This is a genomic window from Solimonas flava DSM 18980, assembly GCF_000426685.1.
Taxonomy (GTDB): domain Bacteria; phylum Pseudomonadota; class Gammaproteobacteria; order Nevskiales; family Nevskiaceae; genus Solimonas; species Solimonas flava.
Genome location: NZ_AUFV01000013.1, coordinates 103,546 through 119,821, shown reverse-complemented (window position 1 = coordinate 119,821; position 16,276 = coordinate 103,546). Strand labels below are relative to the sequence as shown.

The following is a 16,276-nucleotide window of genomic DNA, read 5'->3' as shown; positions in this document are numbered from 1 at the left end:
GCCTGCGATGCCTGCCTTTCCGTCTCCGCCGCTGCACGGCTTCGGTCTCGGCCTGCGCTCTGAACACTACGAAGCCATCGTCGCCGGCGCGCCGGCGCTCGACTGGTTCGAGATCGTCAGCGAGAACTATCTGGTCGGCGGCGGCCCGCCGCTGTACTGGCTCGACCGCATCGCCGAGCGCTATCCGCTGGCGATGCACGGCGTGTCGCTGTCGATCGGCGGCGTCGATCCGCTCGACCGCGACTACCTGCGCCGCCTCGCCGCGCTGGCGCGCCGCGTGCGGCCGCGGCTGATTTCCGATCATCTGTGCTGGACCGGCACCGGCGGCGTGAACCTGCACGAGCTGATGCCGCTGCCGCACACCGACGAGGCGGTGCGCCACGTCGCGCGGCGCGTGCGCCAGGTGCAGGACGCGCTCGGTGCGCCGCTCGCGCTGGAGAACGTCTCCAGCTATGTGCGCGTCGCCGGCGAGCCGCTGCGCGAGTGGCAGTTCATCGCCGCGGTCGTCGCCGAATCCGGCTGCGGCGTGCTGCTCGACGTCAACAATGTCTACGTCAACAGCCGCAACCACGGCTTCGATCCGCACGACTTCATCGACGGCCTGCCGCGCGGCTGCGTGCGGCAGATCCATCTCGCCGGGCACAGCGAAGGGCCGCCGGGCAGCGGCCTGCTGATCGACACGCACGACGCGCCGGTCTGCGCCGAAGTCTGGGCGCTCTACGCCTACGCGCTGCGCCGCTTCGGCGCGCTGCCGGCGATGATCGAGCGCGACGACCGCATGCCGCCGCTCGCCGAACTGCTCGCCGAACTCGATCAGGCGCGCGCCATCGCCGCGGCGGCGCTGCCGCAGGCGGCGGCATGAGCGCGCGGCCCGCGTTGCACGCCGCGCCCGCGCTCGCCGACTGGCAGGCGCAGTGGACGGCGACGCTGCTGCACGGCGCCGCCGCGCCGGCGCTCGCCGCGCGCGATGCCGGCGACGCGCGCATCCGCGCCCGCGTCTACACCGAGGCCTATCGCCTGCGCCTAGTCGAAGTGCTCGGCCGCGACTATCCGGTGCTGCAGGCCGTGCTCGGCGCGTCCGCGTTCGCGGCGCTGGGCCGCGATTATCTGGTCGCGCATCCGTCCGACCGGCCGTCGCTGCGCGACTTCGGCCGGCACCTGCCGCGCTGGCTGCGCCGCGCGCCCGGCGTGGCACCCGCCCGGCGCGACGAGCTTGCCGAGCTGGCCGCCTTCGAGTGGGCGCAGGGCGAGGTCTTCGACGCCGCCGACGCCGACGTCGCGCTGCTCGCCGATCTGGCCGGCATCGAGGCCGCGCGCTGGGCGGCGCTGCCGCTGCGTTTGCGGCCGTCGACGCGGCTGCTGCGCCTGCGCGGCAACGCGCCGGCGCGGGTGCTCGCGCACGCGCAGCAGCAGCCGCTGCCGGCGCCGCAGCGCACCGTCGCGCCGCGCGTCTGGCTGCTCTGGCGCCGCGGCCGCGAGGTGCACTGGCGCGCGCTCGACGACGACGAGGTCGCCGTGCTGCCGGCGCTGCGCGGCGGCTGCCGCTTCGGCGCGCTCTGCGAAGGTCTGGCCGGCGTCACCGCGCAGGCCGACGTCGCGCTGCGCGCCGCGAGCCTGCTCAAGCGCTGGCTCGACGATGAGCTGCTGATGCGCTTCGCCGCGCCGCCGGCCGCGGTGCTGCCGGTTCCCGAACCCCCGCTTCCCGAACCGCTGTTTCCCGAATCCCTGCTTCCAGAACCGGAGTCCCGCGATGCAAACCCCGACCCTCAGTGACACCGCCGCCGCGCCCCGGCCGGCGTCCGCTGCGCTGCGCGAGCGCCTGCTGCGCCTGGCGGCGCGCTATGACGGGCTGGCGCCGCTGCTGCTGCGCCTGGTGTTCGGCTATTTCTGGCTGGAAACCGGCTGGGCCAAGCTGCACAACCTCGACGGCTTCGCCGCGCGCTTCGCGAACTGGGGCATCCCGCTGCCGGAACTCAGCGCCGCCGTCAGCGCCTGCACCGAGTTCGCCGGCGGCCTGCTCATCATGCTCGGCCTGGCGACGCGGCTGACGATGCTGCCGATGATCTTCAACATGCTGGTCGCGCTCGTCGTCGTCGTGCTGCCCGGCATCTCGACGCTCGACGAGTTCGTCGAGCTCGACGAGGTGCTGTACGTGCTCGTCTTCTTCTGGCTGCTGATGGCCGGGCCGGGCCGCGTCAGCGTCGACGCCTGGCTGGCCTCGCGGCCGCGGCCCGCGCGCTGAGGGCGCACGGGCCGGTGGCCGCGCTCACTCGAAGTGGAAGCGGTAGCCGAGTTCCCAGACGTCGTCGTTGCGCTGGTCGAACGGCAGCTTGCCGGTGGTGTAGGTCAGGCGCCAGCCGCCGTCGAGTTCCAGCGCGGCGGCGAGGTACTGGAAGCGGTCGAGGTCGGCGGCGCGCACCGCGGCGGACGGCGCGATCTCCTGGAAGATGCGCCACGACAGGTCGAAGTTGACGCGCTTGCCGGACGCGCGGCCGGCGACCGTGGTGAAGCCGATCTCGGCGCCGATGCGGTCGTAGGCCTGCAGCGTGCCTTCCGCCGCCTTGCGCGCGTCGTCCTGGTCCGGATCGACGCGCTCGTAGGCCAGACGCAGCACCGGGAAGCTGTTCGGCGCCGGCATCGAGCCGAGTTCCTCGCCGGTGAGCTGGCGCAGCAGGCGGAACGGCGCCTCGAACGGATTGAGGCGCGCCGCCGGCGACGACGGCGCGGGGTTGTAGACCACCGCCAGCACGCCGCCGTAGGTGTAGGCCTTGTTGTCGAAGCGCTGGTCCGATTCGAGGCTGGCGCTTGCGCCGCCCGCCAGCCGCAGCGCGTCGCCGCTGAGATCGTCCGGGCAGTTCGCCATCGTCGCCGGGTCCTGCGGATTGCAGTCGGCCGGCAGGTCGCTGCGGTAGTTCTGCACCCAGGAGTATTCGTAGAGGAAATCGAACGCCGTCTTCAGGAAGTCGGCGGGATTGAGGTCGGCGTCGAAAGCGACGTTGCCGTCGGCTTTGAGGCCGAGACGCCACTGCGAGAACTTCTCGTCGCTGCGCCAGACGTCCGGCTCGGTGTCGGCGAGCTTCAGGTCGAAGCCGTAGCTGAAGCCGAGGCCGCCGCGGCCCTGGCCGTCGCCGTCGCCGCCGGTCGGCTCGAAGTATTTGAGCTGCAGGTACGGCGCCGGGCGCGCCGGGCTGTCGGTGGCGAGCGCAGTGCCGGCGGACAGCAGGCAGAGCAGGGCGAGGCCGTGGATCGCTTTCATAGCGCGTCGCCTCCGATCGGCATCACCGCGCTTTTCTCGTTGCGGTAGCGGAACACGGCGTCGGCTTTTTCGGCGAGTTCGTAGACAGTGGCGCCGCCCTGCACGAGCAGATTGGCGAACTCGGCGACCAGCTCGGGCAGCGTCAGATCGGCGTAGTCGTCCTCGCGCTGGCGCGTGTAGTAGGTCTCGATGCAGAGCACCAGCTTGTGCGCCATCATCGCGGCGATCTGGCGCAGCAGGGCCGGCGTCGCGGCGCTGTTGTAGTAGAGCAGGTCGCGCAGCCGCTGCGTGCCGGCACCGGGATGCTGATCGTCGCCGGTGAACGGGCGATCGGTCTGATGTTCCGCCACGCGCAGAAAGAAATAGATGCTGACGTGGGCAGGATTGTCCTGGCTGAGTTCCGGCATGTGGTCCCCCTTTTTCGGTGATGCCCCCGGCGCGACGATGGCGCGTCGCGTGGCGGCGCGCAAGACGCACCGTGCGCGCCGCGCCGAGCATCATCCGTTTGCAGCAGGCGGCGCGGCGCGGGCGCCGCCTAGGCTGCTGAGGCGTTCGCTCCCGACGTCCGCCGTCCCGTTCCGCCATGCCAGCACCGGGCCTGATCAACCGCTACGCGCGCACGCTGATCCGCAGCGCGGCGCGGCGCGGCTACGGCGAGCGCACGATCTGCGAGGCGATCCCGATCGCGCCGGCGCTGCTGCGCGACGAGCGTGAGCCGATCGACGTGCAGACCTTCTTCCGCGTGTCGCGCAATCTCAAGCTGCTGATGGCCGACGAGTTTTGCGGCTTCACGCGCTCGCCATGCCCGCTCGGCACCTTCGAGATGATGTGCGAGGGCACGGTCACCGGCGGTGCGCTCGGCGCGACGCTGCAGCGCGCGTTTGCGTTCTACGCCAGCCAGACGCCGGACATCCGTTTCGAGCTGCAGGCCGGCGGCGAGCTGGCGGCGATCGAGATGCACATCGCGCAGCCGCGGCTCGATCCGCAGGGCTTCCTCAACGAGTGGTGGTTCATGCTGTGGACGCATCTCGCCGGCTGGCTGATCGGCGAGGAGATTCCGGTGGTCGCCGCCGACTTCGCGCACGCGCGCGTCGGCAGCCCGGAGGAATACTCGGAGATGCTCAGCGGCCTGTGCCGCTTCTCGCAGGCGCAGCCGCGCCTGCTGCTCCCGGCGCGTTATCTCGATCGGCCGGTCGTGCGCAGCCGCGCCGACCTCAACGGCTTCATGGCGCCGAAGGACCTCGACCGCGCGGCGCTGTACGGCGGGCACGTGTCGTTCAAGTCGCAGCTCAAGGCGCGGCTCAAGGCCCAGCTCGAGGCGCTGCAGACGCTGCCGTCGATCGAGGACGCCGCCGGCGCGCTGCACCTGAGCAGCCAGACCCTGCGCCGGCGCCTGCAGGCCGAGTGTTCGAGCTACCGCCTGGTCAAGGAAGAAGTGCGCTGCGAGCTGGCGATGAAATGGCTGCACGCCGGCGAGCTGCCGATCGGCGAGGTCTCGCTGCGCGCCGGTTTCGCCGAGCCCAACGGCCTGACACGCGCGCTGAAGGCCTGGACCGGCCTGTCGCCGCTCGACGTGCGCCGCGGCGCCGAAGCGGCGCAGCGCGTGCCGGAGCTGGTGCGCCTGCGCTGAGGGAGGGGTTCAGCGCTGACGGATGTCCGCCGCGTCCGATTCCTTGAACACCGGAATCGCCTCGACCGGCGTGAACATCACCAGCGACAGGATGCGGCTCGTCGAAGCCTGATAGGTGTCGCGATGAAGAAGGCCGGCGCTTCATGCGCCGACCTTCTGCTCCATCTGCGCGGCGCTGCGCAAGCGGCGCAACAACTCCGGCTGAATGCTATGTGCCAGAAGCGGTCGTTCAACGCCTCAGCTCAGCCGCCGGCCCCGCCGGAGGCGGGGTCGGTCGGCTGGAGCGCCTTGTTGGACCAACCGAACTTCTCCAAGCGATAGATTAACCGTCGTGCACCTAGGCACGCCTCCACCTGCTTAACAACCAAGCCTGCTGTCAGAAATAACGCAAATGGCAAGAGAAAAAGCTGAACTTTTCCTTCGAGCGCAGCTTGCTTGAAAACCAACAAAAGCATTAGTGCTCCTGCAAATAGTAGGAAGGCGCAGACGGCAATGCTGTACCACATGTACAGCTTGTCGTACCAAGTCAACCTAGGGAAAAGAACTCCGTCTTCCCAAGTAACTTGAGGCCATGACCTTCGCACCAAATCTAGAGTCACTGGTGCACTTTGCACCCAGCGGAGGACTACACTTCTTTCAATGCCAGAAAGACGAAGGCCGATATTGATCAGGACTGCCTCTTGGGCGCGCCCTTCAACCAAGATGTCATGCTCAACGGTTGAAGCAGGCAACGACGAAAGCGCTCTTTCAATATTTTTGGCCCGCCGATGCAGAACGAACTCGTTGTGAAACGTGATGATCGATCTGAGGACACCTATCAGTACAGGTGCCGTCGTCAAAAGAAGTGCGATAAGCCACCCCGCAGGCATGTTTAGCCGCTCAATTAATCCAAGAAAATGGCTCATAACGGCTTTAGGTCCAACAGTTAATAAACGGATGCCGGGGTCGGCCTATTCATACCGCGGCGCGTGGTGGCAAATCCAACTAAGCATTTGATTCCAATAACCCGTTTCTCCGCGAAGCGGCCTAAGCACGCCGAGCAATCCCCGCCTCATGATGCCGTATCGCGCAGCGGAATGTTCCCTCGGTCTGAGAACTGGCCGATACCGAATTCGGCGGTAGTCGTAGGGTGGGCAAAGCGCAGCGTGCCCACGCGAAGGATTATGGTCGTTCGCCGGCCTCCGGCGACAGCGCATCGCCGACGTCGGTGGCCCACTGGACCGGCAATGCACCACGTTCGACGTAGCGATGGAAGCTCGAATACGGCCAGTCCGCGACGCGACATACGAGGCCATGTTTGACGGGGTTGTAGTGGATGTAATCGACGTGTCGCGCCAGGTCGCCTTCGTCACGTATCTGATGCTCCCAGAAGCGGCGCTGCCACAGGCCTTTCTCGCGCTTCTGTCGTTTGCTCATGCTCCGCGCTGGCGCCGCGGCGAAGTGGCGCGAAAAGCCGCCCTTGATGCGGCTCCATCGCATCGAGAAGTCGGCGTCGTCCGGCGGTAATTCCCAGATGGCATGCAGGTGCTCGGGCATCACGCAGATCGCGACCGTGCGGAAGGGTTGCGCCATTCGTGCGGCGCTGTAGGCCGAGCGGAGCCATCCGATGTACTCGGTGAGCAATGCGCTGGATCGGTCAGCGAGCGCCACGGTGAAGAAGTACGTAGCGCCTCGTGAAGAGCTGCGGCGGTAACGGGACATGGGACCGATTGTGCGATTGCCCGCGTGGGCACGCTACGCTTTGCCCACCCTACGACACGACGATTCGCGCACCTTGTCACTTTTTGCTATGGGTTGCCCGTGCGCGCCTGCCTAGACTCGTCTCCGATCCCGGCTTCGCGCCGGGCGCCTTCATTTCAGCGAGCCGGCAACAGGCCGCGAGCACGAGGAGACGCATCATGAGTGAACTGGCAGCCGAGAAACTGGTTTCGGTGGATTCGCACGTGCACTTCACCGACGACTGGGTGAAGGCGCGCCTGCGCAAGGAACTGCACGCGGTCTGGGACGAGGCCAACAAGAAGGCCGAGGAATACGCGGCCAAGGTGCTGCGCGGCGGCCAGAAGCAGCTCGAACTCGAAGATTTCGTCGACCCGGAAGCGGCCAAGGACCCGGGCCACTTCAATCCGGAAGGCAAGCTCAAGGCGATGGATCGCGACGGCGTCTATGCCGAGGTGATCTTCCCGGAACTGGCCGGCGCCAAGATCGCCAATCCGTTCCTGATGGGCGACAACTGGAAGGAAGTCTTCCAGGGCTACAACAACGCGATGGCCGATTTCGCGGCGCACGATCCGGTGCGCCTGATGACGGCCTACCAGCTGCCGCTGTACGACATCGATTTCGCGTGCAAGGAAGTCGAGCGCCTGGTGCGCGACCGCAAGGCGCGCTGCGTGCAGCTGACGCCGTTCCCGTCCGATCTCGGCCTGCCGGATTTCTACGACAAGCGCTACGAGCCGCTGTGGTCGCTGATCGAGGAATCGGGGCTGACGATCCTCAACCACCTCGACCTGCGCGCCTCGCTGTGGGACGTGTTCCGCCGCGACCCGACGCCGCAGAAGGGCATCTTCACCGGCCTGGCCTGGGCGCCGCTCGCCGAGACGATCTGCATGTGGATCCTCACCGGCACGCTGGAGAAGTATCCGAAGATGAAGGTGCTGTTCGTCGAGCCGGGCCTCGGCTGGCTGCCGTGGTTCTTCGAGTCGCTGCTCGATCCGCGCATGCACCAGCACTACACCTTCCCGGGCGTGAAGCGGCCGCCGTCGGAAACCTTCCGCCAGCAGTGCGGCGCGACCTTCATGTACGAGCCGCGCGGCCTGACCGAGTGCTACAAGTATTTCGGTCCGGACTGCCTGTACTGGTCGACCGACTTCCCGCATCCGGCGACGTGCTGGCCGAACTCGCGCGCGCAGGTCGTCAGCCAGTTCAAGGAAGCCGGCATTCCGGAAGCCGACCGCATCAAGATCACGTCCGGCAACGCGCTGAAGACCTTCGGGCTGGGCTGAGCCGGGCTTTCGAGCAGCGTAGCTGCGAGCCTGCGAACGCCCGCCGGCCTGCAGGCCGGCGGGCCGGGGTGCGGTCGCGGATCGCGGTGCTCGATCAGGCGGCCCCTGACCCCGGCCCTCTTCCCTCGCAGAGGGGAGAGGGAGCGGTCCGCGTTCAGGTCAGTTCATCCCCCCTTACGCGAAAATGACGGTGATCCCCAGGCCTCGTCCAAGTGAACGACGCTTTCGCAAAGGCGCTGGGTAAGCTCGTCGATGATCTGGAATTGTTGAAGGAAATCACGATGGCTGCCCCGGCAACTGGTGTTCTCGCGAATCTGAAAGTGCTCGATCTGACGTCCGGCGTGGCCGGACCGATGACGGCGATGCTGCTCGGCGACAACGGCGCCGAGGTCATCAAGATCGAGCCGCCCGGCGGCGATCCGGCGCGCTTCGAGGACGGTCCGCAGCGCCTCGGCTACACCGTCTGGCAGCGCGGCAAGAAGAGCGCCTTCCTCGATTTGACCAAGGCCGAGGACCGCGAGGCGCTGCTGGCGCTGGCGCGCAACGCCGACGTGCTGGTCGAATCGTTCGCGCCCGGTGAAACCGCCAAGCTCGGCATCGACTACGCGACGCTGTCGCAGCTCAACCCGCGCCTGATCTACTGCTCGATCACCGGCTACGGCCGCGACAACGAGCTGAGCCAGCGTCCGGCGATCGACGCGCTGGTGCAGGCCCGCACCGGCCTGATGTTCGAGCAGCGCGGCTGGCCGGAAGGCGCGCTCAACCACATGAACGGCGAACCCGATCCGTTCCCGGATCTGGAAATCCCGCAGGACTGGGTGCAGGGCGCGCCGCGCGAGGGCCCGCTGTTCGTCGCCTCGCAATGGCCGAGCCTCGGTGCGTTCTTCAACGCTTCGCTCGGCATCGCCGCGGCGCTGCGCGCACGCGAGATCACCGGCCGCGGACAGTGGGTCGAAACCTCGCTGCTGCAGGGCGCGATGGCCGGCGCCGCCGGCGTCTGGCAGCGTGCCGAGAAGATCGACGCGCCGGGATTCGACACCTGGATCCTCAACAGCAAGTCGCCGAAGGGCCACTTCAAGGCCCGCGACGGCAAGTGGCTGCACAATTGGGTGCCGAATCCGCGCTTCATCCTGCAGGCCGCGCAGGGCGACACGCTCAACGCTTCGCCCGACCTCACCGTGCAGAACGATCCGGACCGCTTCGGCACCGGACCGGAAGAAATCCTGGTGATGTCGCACTACCAGCCGATCCTCGCCGAAGCCGTCGCCAAGTTTCCGGTCAAGGACTGGGTCGACGCGGCGGCGACCGCCGAGATGACGATGCAGCCGGTGCGCAGCGTCGAGGAATCGCTCGCCGATCCGGCCTTCCTCGAAGACGGCTGCGTCACCGAGACCCATGACCCGGTGCTCGGCACGATCCGCACCGTCGGCAACGCCTTCAACATGAGTGTCACGCAGGGCAAGCCGGGCGCGCCGGCCGTGCCGCCGGGCGCCAATACCGACGAGATCAAGGCCGAAGCGGCGAAGATCATCCGGGAAGCCAAGGCCGCGACGGCGGCGGCCAATGGCAAGAAGCTCAAGGCGCCGCTCGAGGGTATCGTCGTGCTCGATCTGGGTCTGGCGATCGCCGGTCCGTTCGGCACACAGCTGCTGTCCGATCTCGGCGCGACGGTCATCAAGATCAACGGCCTGTTCGATCTGTTCTGGCATCGCGTGCACATCGCCTACATGGCGAACCGCGGCAAGAAGTCGATCACGCTGAACCTCAAAGACCCGCGCGCGATGAAGATCCTGCTCGATCTGGTCGCCAAGGCCGACGTCGTGCAGCACAACATGCGCTACGACGCCGCCGAGCGTCTGAAGATCGATTACGAATCGCTGAAGAAGATCAACCCGAAGCTGATCTACTGCCACACGCGCGGCTTCGAGCGCGGCGTGCGCGCCGGTCTGCCCGGCAACGATCAGACCGGCGCCTGCCTGTCCGGCATCCAGTTCGAGGACGGCGGCATGGCGCGCGCGGAAAACGGCGTCGAGGGCCGGCCGCTGTGGAGCTTCACTAGCTTCGGCGACACCGGCAACGGCTTCCTCTCGGCGATCGCCATCTGCAACGCGATCTACCATCGCGACCGCACCGGCGAGGGCCAGTTCGTCGACACCTCGATCATCAACGCGGCGCTGCTCAACACCAGCTACGCGGTCGCCAAGCCGAACGGCGAAGGCTTCGCGCGGCCGCGCATCGGCGCGCTGCAGCTCGGCTACTCGGCGACGCATCGCCTCTATGAGGCGGCCGACGGCTGGATCTGCGTCGCCGCCACGCGCGGTCCGCAGCGCGCGGCGCTGCTCGAAACCTACGGCATCGCCGCCGACGCCGCCGCCGACGATGCGGCGCTGGCGACGACGCTCGCGGCCAAGATCAAGGCGCAGACCGCGCAGGACGCGTTCGCCGCGCTCGACCAGGCCGGCGTGCCGGTCGAGATCGTCGATGCCGAGTTCTCGCGCAAGCTGCACGACGTGCCGGCGTTCCAGAAGGCGAAGATGGTCGTCAGTTACCCGCACCCGGTGGTCGGCAAGCTCGACCAGATCGGCCTGCTGTTCTCGCTGTCCGACACGCCCGGCGTGATCCAGGGGCGTCCGCTGCTGGTCGGCGAGCACACCAAGGAAATCCTCGCCGGCATGGGCTACGGCGAAGACGAGATCAAGACCATGGAAGAGCAGTTCGCGATCGGCTTCGCCGGCATGCCGCGCATGCCGCCGCGGCCGGCGGCGGCACAGCCGCAGGCGCCGAAGCCCGGCATGGCGAGCCTGCTGGAGAAGGAAGCCAAGCAGTAGACGCGTAGCGCTGCGCGGCACCCGGGCCCCCGCCGGCTTTTTCGCCGGCGGGGGCTTTTTCGTGGGCGCCGTCGCACCGTCGGTGCTCCGTCGCGCCGACAAGCCGCGTCGGCGATTCGCCCTCACGCCGCGCCGCCGGCGCCGTCGATGATCGCTCGCGCCGCCGCTGCGGCCGCACGGCGGCGAGCGCCGGAACAGCGAGGGGGAATGCCATGCGGATTTGCGAACGGCGGCAGGGAAGCTGGCGCGCGGTCGGAGTGGCGCTGCTGGCGCTGACGCTGAGCGAGGGCGTGCGCGCGGCGCCGGGCGAGCCGCTCGGGCCGCCGTTCACGGTGGCGTCGAGCACCGACGATACCTACTACCAGAGCGCCGTCGCGCGCAGCGGCAGCGGCGATCTGGTCGTCGTCTGGCGCAGTCATGGCGGCGTGCGCGGCCGCCTGCTGTCCGCCGGCGGCACGCCGAAGGGGCCGGACTTCCTGGTTGCGAACGGCGACGTCGGCCTGCCGGATGTCGCCATCGACGGCGTCGGGCGTTTCGTCGTCGCCTGGTCGGATCTCGGCGCGGCCGCGCGCGGCATCTACCTGCGTCGCTACGCCGCCGACGCCACGCCGCTCGGCGATGCGGAGCCGGTCAGCGAGCCCTTCGACGCGCGCGTCGGCGAGACAGCGATCGAGAGCCCGGCGATCGCGATGAACGCGGCCGGCGCTTTCGTCGTCGCCTGGGCGCAGGGGCGCTACGTCGAGCGCGGCAACTGGTACGGCTGCGGTTACGGCATCGGTCTGTGCGCGCGCATCGGCGGCTACTCGGTGCGCCTGCGCCGTTACCCCGGCGGCGATTCCGGCGCCGCGCCGGCGCCGGCGCTGCAGACGGTCGATGCCACCGGCAGCGCCGAGATCAGCCTGCTGGTGCTGCCGCTGGCGGCCGGCAGCGGCGAGGATCGCGTCGCCGCGTCGATGGCGCCGGACGGCCGTTTCGTCGTCGCCTGGAACCGCATCGGCGAATCGCTGGCGGTGCTGTCCGGCGTCTACGCGCGCCGCTACGACGCCGCCGGCCGTCCCGAAGGCAAGCGTCTGGTCTCGCTGCAGCGCGATCAGGCGACGCCGGCCGTGGCGATGGACGCTGCCGGCGCGTATGTCGTCGCCTACCGGCGCAGCGCGCGCGGCTGGGGCGACTACGACGTCGGCCTCTATACCCGCCGCTACCCGGCCGACCTCGGCCTCGGCAGCTTCGAGGCGCGCGTCGATGCCGACGACGGCGGCTACCCGCGCTGGCCCGCGGTGGCCAGCGACGCCGTCGGCAACTACGTGGTGGCTTGGGAGGACGGCGCGGCGATTCGCGCGCGGCGCTACGCGACCGGCGGCGCGGCGCTCGATGGCGGCTTCACGGTCGCGGCGCGCGATCCGCTCGGACTGATCGAGTATCCGGACGTGGCGACGGATGCCGGCGGCGGCATCGCCTTCGTCTGGGACGCCAGCGACAGCGACGAATCGGGCGGCGGCGCGGCGGGCGTCACGACCTCGCGCATCGCGCTGCGGCTCTACGAAGGGCCCTGATCGCAAGGGCCCGGCGTGCGCGCCGCGCCGGCGCGCGCTGCTCTATGCTCGCGGCATGAAGCTGCCGGCCGATCTACAGGAATTCGTCATCGCGCATCCGCGCCTGTTCGTGCTGACCGGCGCCGGCGTCAGCACCGGCTCCGGCATTCCCGACTACCGCGACGCCGACGGCGCGTGGAAGCGCACGCCGCCGGTCACCTATCAGGCTTTCGTGCACGAGCCGCTGACGCGGCGGCGCTACTGGGCGCGCAGCCTGGTCGGCTGGCGCTGGCTGAGCCGGGCGCATCCGAACGACGCGCATCGCGCGCTCGCCGCGCACGGCCGGCGTGGCGGCATCGGTCTGCTGCTGACGCAGAACGTCGATGGTCTGCATCAGGCGGCCGGCAGCGAGGCGGTCGTCGACCTGCACGGCCGCATCGACCGCGTCCGCTGTCTGTCCTGCGGACACAACCTGAGGCGTGCGGATTTCCAGCACGAGCTGTTGCAGCGCAATCCGGAGTGGGCGGCGCTCGATGCCGGTCAGGCGCCGGACGGCGACGCCGATCTCGACGGCCGCGACTTCTCCGCCTTCGACGTGCCGGCTTGTGCGCAGTGCGGCGGCCTGCTGAAGCCGGATGTGGTGTTCTTCGGCGAGAACGTGCCGCGCGAGCGCGTCGACGCGGCGATGGCGGCGCTGCACGAGGCCGACGCGATGCTGGTGGTCGGCTCGTCGCTGATGGTGTGGTCCGGCTATCGCTTCGCGCAGGCCGCGGCGCGTGCCGGCAAGCCGATTGCCGCCGTCAACCTCGGCCGCACGCGCGCCGACGCTCTGCTGGCGCTGAAGGTAGCCGCGCCCTGCGCCGAGGCGCTGGCCTTCCTGCTCGGCAGCGACGCGCTCGCCGCTGCCGATTGAGCGCGTCGCGCACTCAGTCGACCTCGGCTTCTTCGACGCGCGTGCTCTGCGTGTCGATCTGCAGGCCGGCGTGCTTGCGGCGCACGGCGGCGAGCGCGTCTTCGAGCGAGTTGCCGCTCTGCGTGACTTCGAAGCCGACCAGATCCGCGGTCAGCGTTTCGCCGGCGGCGTTGGCGTGCAGCTGGCGGCGCCAGAAATCGAAATAGTCCTTCTCGCGGCCCTTGTTGATGAGGCGGATGTGATAAAGGGACTTGGCCATGGAGATTCTCCGTTGGGAATAAGCGCGGGGCGACGCATCGCCGGATCGCGGGCTTGGCGCACGGGGCGCCGCGCTCAGGATTCGGTGGCGTCCGGTGCCGGCGGGGTGCCGGCGCGCGTCGCGGCCTTGCGCTGTTCCTTCTCGTCCTTCTTCTTTTTCTTGGCCAGCTCGCGCTGACGCTTCTCGAAACCGTAGTTGGGCTTGGCCATCGCTATCGCTCCGCAGTGCGGTTGACGGGCGTCGGCAGCGGATGCGCCGACGGGATGCCGGCGAGCTGCCGGCCTGCGCGGGTCCAGGGAACGAGGCGCAGGGGCGCGTGCGATCGGAGGGCCGGCGGACGATCTCCGCTGGGGGCGTGGAACACGCCGACGGCTGGGGAAGGGCGGCGAGAATACGCTCCCGTGGCCGGCAAGTCGAGCCGCGAAGGCCCTGCAGCTCAGCGCAGAGCAGCCAGAGACCGCGAGATATTGATGCGCGCTTGTGCTTCTCGCGTGGATCGGAACGATTCGGTGCTGTAGATCGTGGGGCGAGCCATGAACTCTTCAAGTACCTTGCGTCGTCCGCGCCGATAAAGCGGGCCGATTGCCCACGCGTATTCTTTGCGTACCTGAGCCTCGTATTCGGCAAAGCGCTCGGGCGAAGCGCCGAGAATGGCCAGATCTATGTCCACCAGCACCTGCGCGTCGCGGCCGGTGGCTGCGGCATTGTGCCGAGTCGCCAGTATCAGACCATGTATGCGATCGGCGACGCTGTGGTCGATGCCGGCAGCCAGAATCGACCGGCTGGCCCAGTCCGCACTCTTCTGCTCGTTATCGTGCCGCTTCGGTTGGTACACGGCATCGTGAAACCATAGTGCGATGGCGACTTCAGCAGGGCGGTCAGCCTGATCCTCTACCGCTTCGAGGAGTGCAAGGCACTCCGTAAGGTGCTGCACCGTATGGTAGTGCCGATGCGGCTCCGAGTAGCACGCAACAAGCTGCAGGTAAAGCGATTCGTCAGTCGCCGATGCACCGAGTTGCCGCCAAGACTCTAACCAATGCTCGTGCAGGTTCATGCTGTTCCCCGAGTTGGGTGGAGCTTACGGCAATCGGCTCACCCGTTTGCGTCAGGCTGCCGCGGTTCGCGACCCGCTATCGTCAAATGCGACCATCATCCGAGATTTGCATGAGCACTCCGACCGACAACGCGCCGGCCGCCTCTGCCGCGCCCAAGCCGACCCGCATTCCGCCGATCGTCACGCTCGACGCGAAGTTCTTCTGGGACGCCGCCGACCAGGAGCAGTTCGTCGGCCAGAAGTGCGGCGACTGCGGGCTGTTCACGTTTCCGCCGCGGCCGATGTGCCCGCAGTGCTTCAGCCTCAACCGCCAGATCGTGCCGCTGTCCGGCCGCGGCACCGTGCTCGGCTGGACCATCCCGCGCCATCCGCAGCCGTTCGGCTTCAAGGAATCGCCGATCGTCGCGGTGATCCAGCTCGAGGAAGGCATCCGCATGGTGTCGAACGTGGTCGGCATCGGCTACGACGAGATCAAGGCCGACATGCCGGTCGAGGTCGCGTTCGAGCCGACGATGAACAACCACAAGGTGCCGGTGTTCCGCCCGCGCGTGTAGGCGCGCCGCCCGCCGCACGGCTTCGTTCACGACGACTGCTTCACGCGCGCCAGCGCGAAACGGAAAAAAGCATGACCAGAAAGTTCACGGATGCCGCGATCGCCGGCATCGGCCAGACCGAATTCTCCAAGGCCTCCGGGCGCAGCGAGCTGCAGCTCGCCGCCGAGTGCGCCAAGGCCGCCTGCGACGACGCCGGCATCAGCCCGCACGACATCGACGGCATGATCACGTTCACGATCGACAACAGCGACGAGGTCAATCTCGCGCGCTGCCTCGGCGTGAAGGATCTGGCGTACACCACGCGCATTCCGGGCGGCGGCGCGGCGGCGGCGGCGACGATCTATCAGGCCATGGCCATGGTCAACGCCGGCCTGTGCAACAACGTGCTGATCTGGCGCGCGATGAACGAGCGCAGCCAGTACCGCTTCGGCCAGAACCCGCAACAACAGCAGATGCAGTACCAGTCGGGCAACGGCACCGGCTCGCTGCTCTGGTGCGTGCCGTACGGCGCGATGACGCCGGCGAGCTGGGGTGCGCTGCAGGCGGCGCGCTACATGCACACCTATGGCGTCACCAACCGCGACCTCGCCTACATCAGCGTGCAGCAGCGCGCCTACGCGGCGAAGAATCCGGCGGCCTGGTTCTACGGCAAGCCGATCACGATCGAAGATCACCAGAACTCGAAGTGGATCCAGGAGCCGTGGCTGCGTCTGCTCGACTGCTGCCAGGAAAGCGACGGCGGTGTGGCGATCCTCGTCACCAGCCTCGAACGCGCGCGCGACCTCAAGCAGCCGCCGGTGAAGATCGTCGGCGCCACGCAGTCGATTCCGTACAACGTGGAAGTGATCTCCAACTACTACCACGAAGATCTCACCGAAATGCCGGAGGCCAAGGGCGTCGCCAAGCGCCTGTGGGCGATGACCGGCCTCAAGCCCTCCGACATGCAGATGGCGGCGCTGTACGACGCCTTCACGCCGCACGTGCTGCTGCAGCTCGAAGCCTTCGGCTTCTGCAAGCCGGGCGAGGCCAAGGACTTCGTCAAGGGCGGCGGCATGGCGCTCGACGGCGCGCTGCCGGTCAACACCAACGGCGGTCTGACCGGCGAGGCCTACATCCACGGCATGAACAGCATGATCGAGGGCGTGCGCCAGATCCGCGGCAGCTCGTACAACCAGATCACGAACAAGACCGTCGAGCACGTGCTGATCTCGTCCGGCATGGCCGGCGCGGTGCTCGAAAAGGCCTGAGCGC

At 68.4% G+C, this 16,276-nt stretch carries 17 protein-coding genes; 10 read left to right on the top strand and 7 right to left on the bottom strand.

Annotation, left to right across the window (positions count from 1 at the left end; genetic code table 11):
* The first annotated feature begins 7 nt into the window (after positions 1–7).
* The 3 genes from bufB to K343_RS22340 are packed head-to-tail and all read left to right on the top strand — an operon-like array spanning position 8 to position 2,242.
* On the top strand, positions 8–862 hold the full coding sequence (gene bufB / locus K343_RS0114695; protein ID WP_028008720.1) for an MNIO family bufferin maturase: 855 nt from the start codon (positions 8–10) through the stop codon (positions 860–862).
* Positions 859–1,773: an HvfC/BufC N-terminal domain-containing protein gene (locus K343_RS0114690; RefSeq protein WP_028008719.1), complete on the top strand. Its 915-nt coding sequence runs from the start codon at positions 859–861 to the stop codon at positions 1,771–1,773. The genes bufB and K343_RS0114690 overlap by 4 nt, the downstream gene beginning before the upstream one ends.
* Positions 1,751–2,242 carry a DoxX family protein gene (locus tag K343_RS22340; protein ID WP_084615910.1) on the top strand — a complete coding sequence of 164 codons (492 nt, stop codon included), beginning with the start codon at positions 1,751–1,753 and terminating at the stop codon, positions 2,240–2,242. The genes K343_RS0114690 and K343_RS22340 overlap by 23 nt, the downstream gene beginning before the upstream one ends.
* Positions 2,243–2,266: 24 nt before the next feature.
* Here K343_RS22340 and K343_RS0114680 read toward each other — a convergent pair whose 3' ends face one another.
* The gene (locus K343_RS0114680; RefSeq protein ID WP_028008718.1) at positions 2,267–3,256 is read right to left on the bottom strand and encodes a hypothetical protein; all 990 of its coding nucleotides are present in this window, start codon (positions 3,254–3,256) and stop codon (positions 2,267–2,269) included.
* Positions 3,253–3,663: a hypothetical protein gene (locus K343_RS0114675; RefSeq protein WP_028008717.1), complete on the bottom strand. Its 411-nt coding sequence runs from the start codon at positions 3,661–3,663 to the stop codon at positions 3,253–3,255. Before K343_RS0114675 ends, K343_RS0114680 begins: the two co-directional genes overlap by 4 nt.
* A 176-nt stretch (positions 3,664–3,839) precedes the next feature.
* Here K343_RS0114675 and K343_RS0114670 point away from each other — a divergent pair, with 176 nt between their 5' ends.
* Positions 3,840–4,886: an AraC family transcriptional regulator gene (locus K343_RS0114670; protein WP_028008716.1), complete on the top strand. Its 1,047-nt coding sequence runs from the start codon at positions 3,840–3,842 to the stop codon at positions 4,884–4,886.
* A 242-nt stretch (positions 4,887–5,128) separates the two neighbouring features.
* Here the strand turns inward: K343_RS0114670 and K343_RS24615 are convergent, their stop codons facing one another.
* Both K343_RS24615 and K343_RS0114660 read right to left on the bottom strand, forming a co-directional pair.
* Positions 5,129–5,791 (bottom strand): hypothetical protein, encoded by a 663-nt coding sequence (locus K343_RS24615; protein ID WP_154662592.1) that lies wholly within the window; start codon positions 5,789–5,791, stop codon positions 5,129–5,131.
* 256 nt (positions 5,792–6,047) lie between these two features.
* Positions 6,048–6,587, bottom strand: a complete 540-nt coding sequence (locus K343_RS0114660) for an REP-associated tyrosine transposase (protein WP_028008715.1) — start codon at positions 6,585–6,587, stop codon at positions 6,048–6,050.
* Positions 6,588–6,784: 197 nt separating this feature from the next.
* Between K343_RS0114660 and K343_RS0114655 the strand changes: the two genes are divergently transcribed.
* The 4 genes from K343_RS0114655 (at position 6,785) to K343_RS0114640 (ending at position 13,158) form a co-directional block, all read left to right on the top strand.
* Positions 6,785–7,885, top strand: coding sequence for an amidohydrolase family protein (locus K343_RS0114655; protein WP_028008714.1), 1,101 nt, complete (start codon positions 6,785–6,787; stop codon positions 7,883–7,885).
* Between the two features lie 281 nt (positions 7,886–8,166).
* A complete protein-coding gene (locus K343_RS0114650; RefSeq protein WP_051278495.1) occupies positions 8,167–10,713 on the top strand; it encodes a CaiB/BaiF CoA transferase family protein in 2,547 nt (848 codons plus the stop codon).
* Between the two features lie 212 nt (positions 10,714–10,925).
* Positions 10,926–12,266: a hypothetical protein gene (locus K343_RS0114645; protein WP_154662591.1), complete on the top strand. Its 1,341-nt coding sequence runs from the start codon at positions 10,926–10,928 to the stop codon at positions 12,264–12,266.
* A 55-nt stretch (positions 12,267–12,321) separates the two neighbouring features.
* Positions 12,322–13,158 (top strand): NAD-dependent protein deacetylase, encoded by an 837-nt coding sequence (locus K343_RS0114640; protein WP_028008711.1) that lies wholly within the window; start codon positions 12,322–12,324, stop codon positions 13,156–13,158.
* A gap of 13 nt (positions 13,159–13,171) precedes the next feature.
* Here the strand turns inward: K343_RS0114640 and K343_RS0114635 are convergent, their stop codons facing one another.
* From K343_RS0114635 to K343_RS0114625, 3 genes are all read right to left on the bottom strand, one after another.
* Entirely contained in the window at positions 13,172–13,417 is a 246-nt protein-coding gene (locus tag K343_RS0114635; protein WP_028008710.1) for a hypothetical protein, read from the bottom strand.
* A gap of 74 nt (positions 13,418–13,491) precedes the next feature.
* Complete coding sequence (locus K343_RS25210) at positions 13,492–13,626, bottom strand: hypothetical protein (RefSeq protein WP_020649894.1); 135 nt, start codon at positions 13,624–13,626, stop codon at positions 13,492–13,494.
* A 227-nt stretch (positions 13,627–13,853) separates the two neighbouring features.
* On the bottom strand, positions 13,854–14,471 hold the full coding sequence (locus tag K343_RS0114625) for an HD domain-containing protein (RefSeq protein ID WP_028008709.1): 618 nt from the start codon (positions 14,469–14,471) through the stop codon (positions 13,854–13,856).
* 110 nt (positions 14,472–14,581) lie between these two features.
* Between K343_RS0114625 and K343_RS0114620 the strand changes: the two genes are divergently transcribed.
* Positions 14,582–15,025, top strand: a complete 444-nt coding sequence (locus K343_RS0114620) for a Zn-ribbon domain-containing OB-fold protein (RefSeq protein ID WP_051278477.1) — start codon at positions 14,582–14,584, stop codon at positions 15,023–15,025.
* Between the two features lie 71 nt (positions 15,026–15,096).
* Positions 15,097–16,272, top strand: coding sequence for a thiolase C-terminal domain-containing protein (locus K343_RS0114615; RefSeq protein ID WP_028008707.1), 1,176 nt, complete (start codon positions 15,097–15,099; stop codon positions 16,270–16,272).
* The last annotated feature ends 4 nt before the right edge of the window (positions 16,273–16,276 follow it).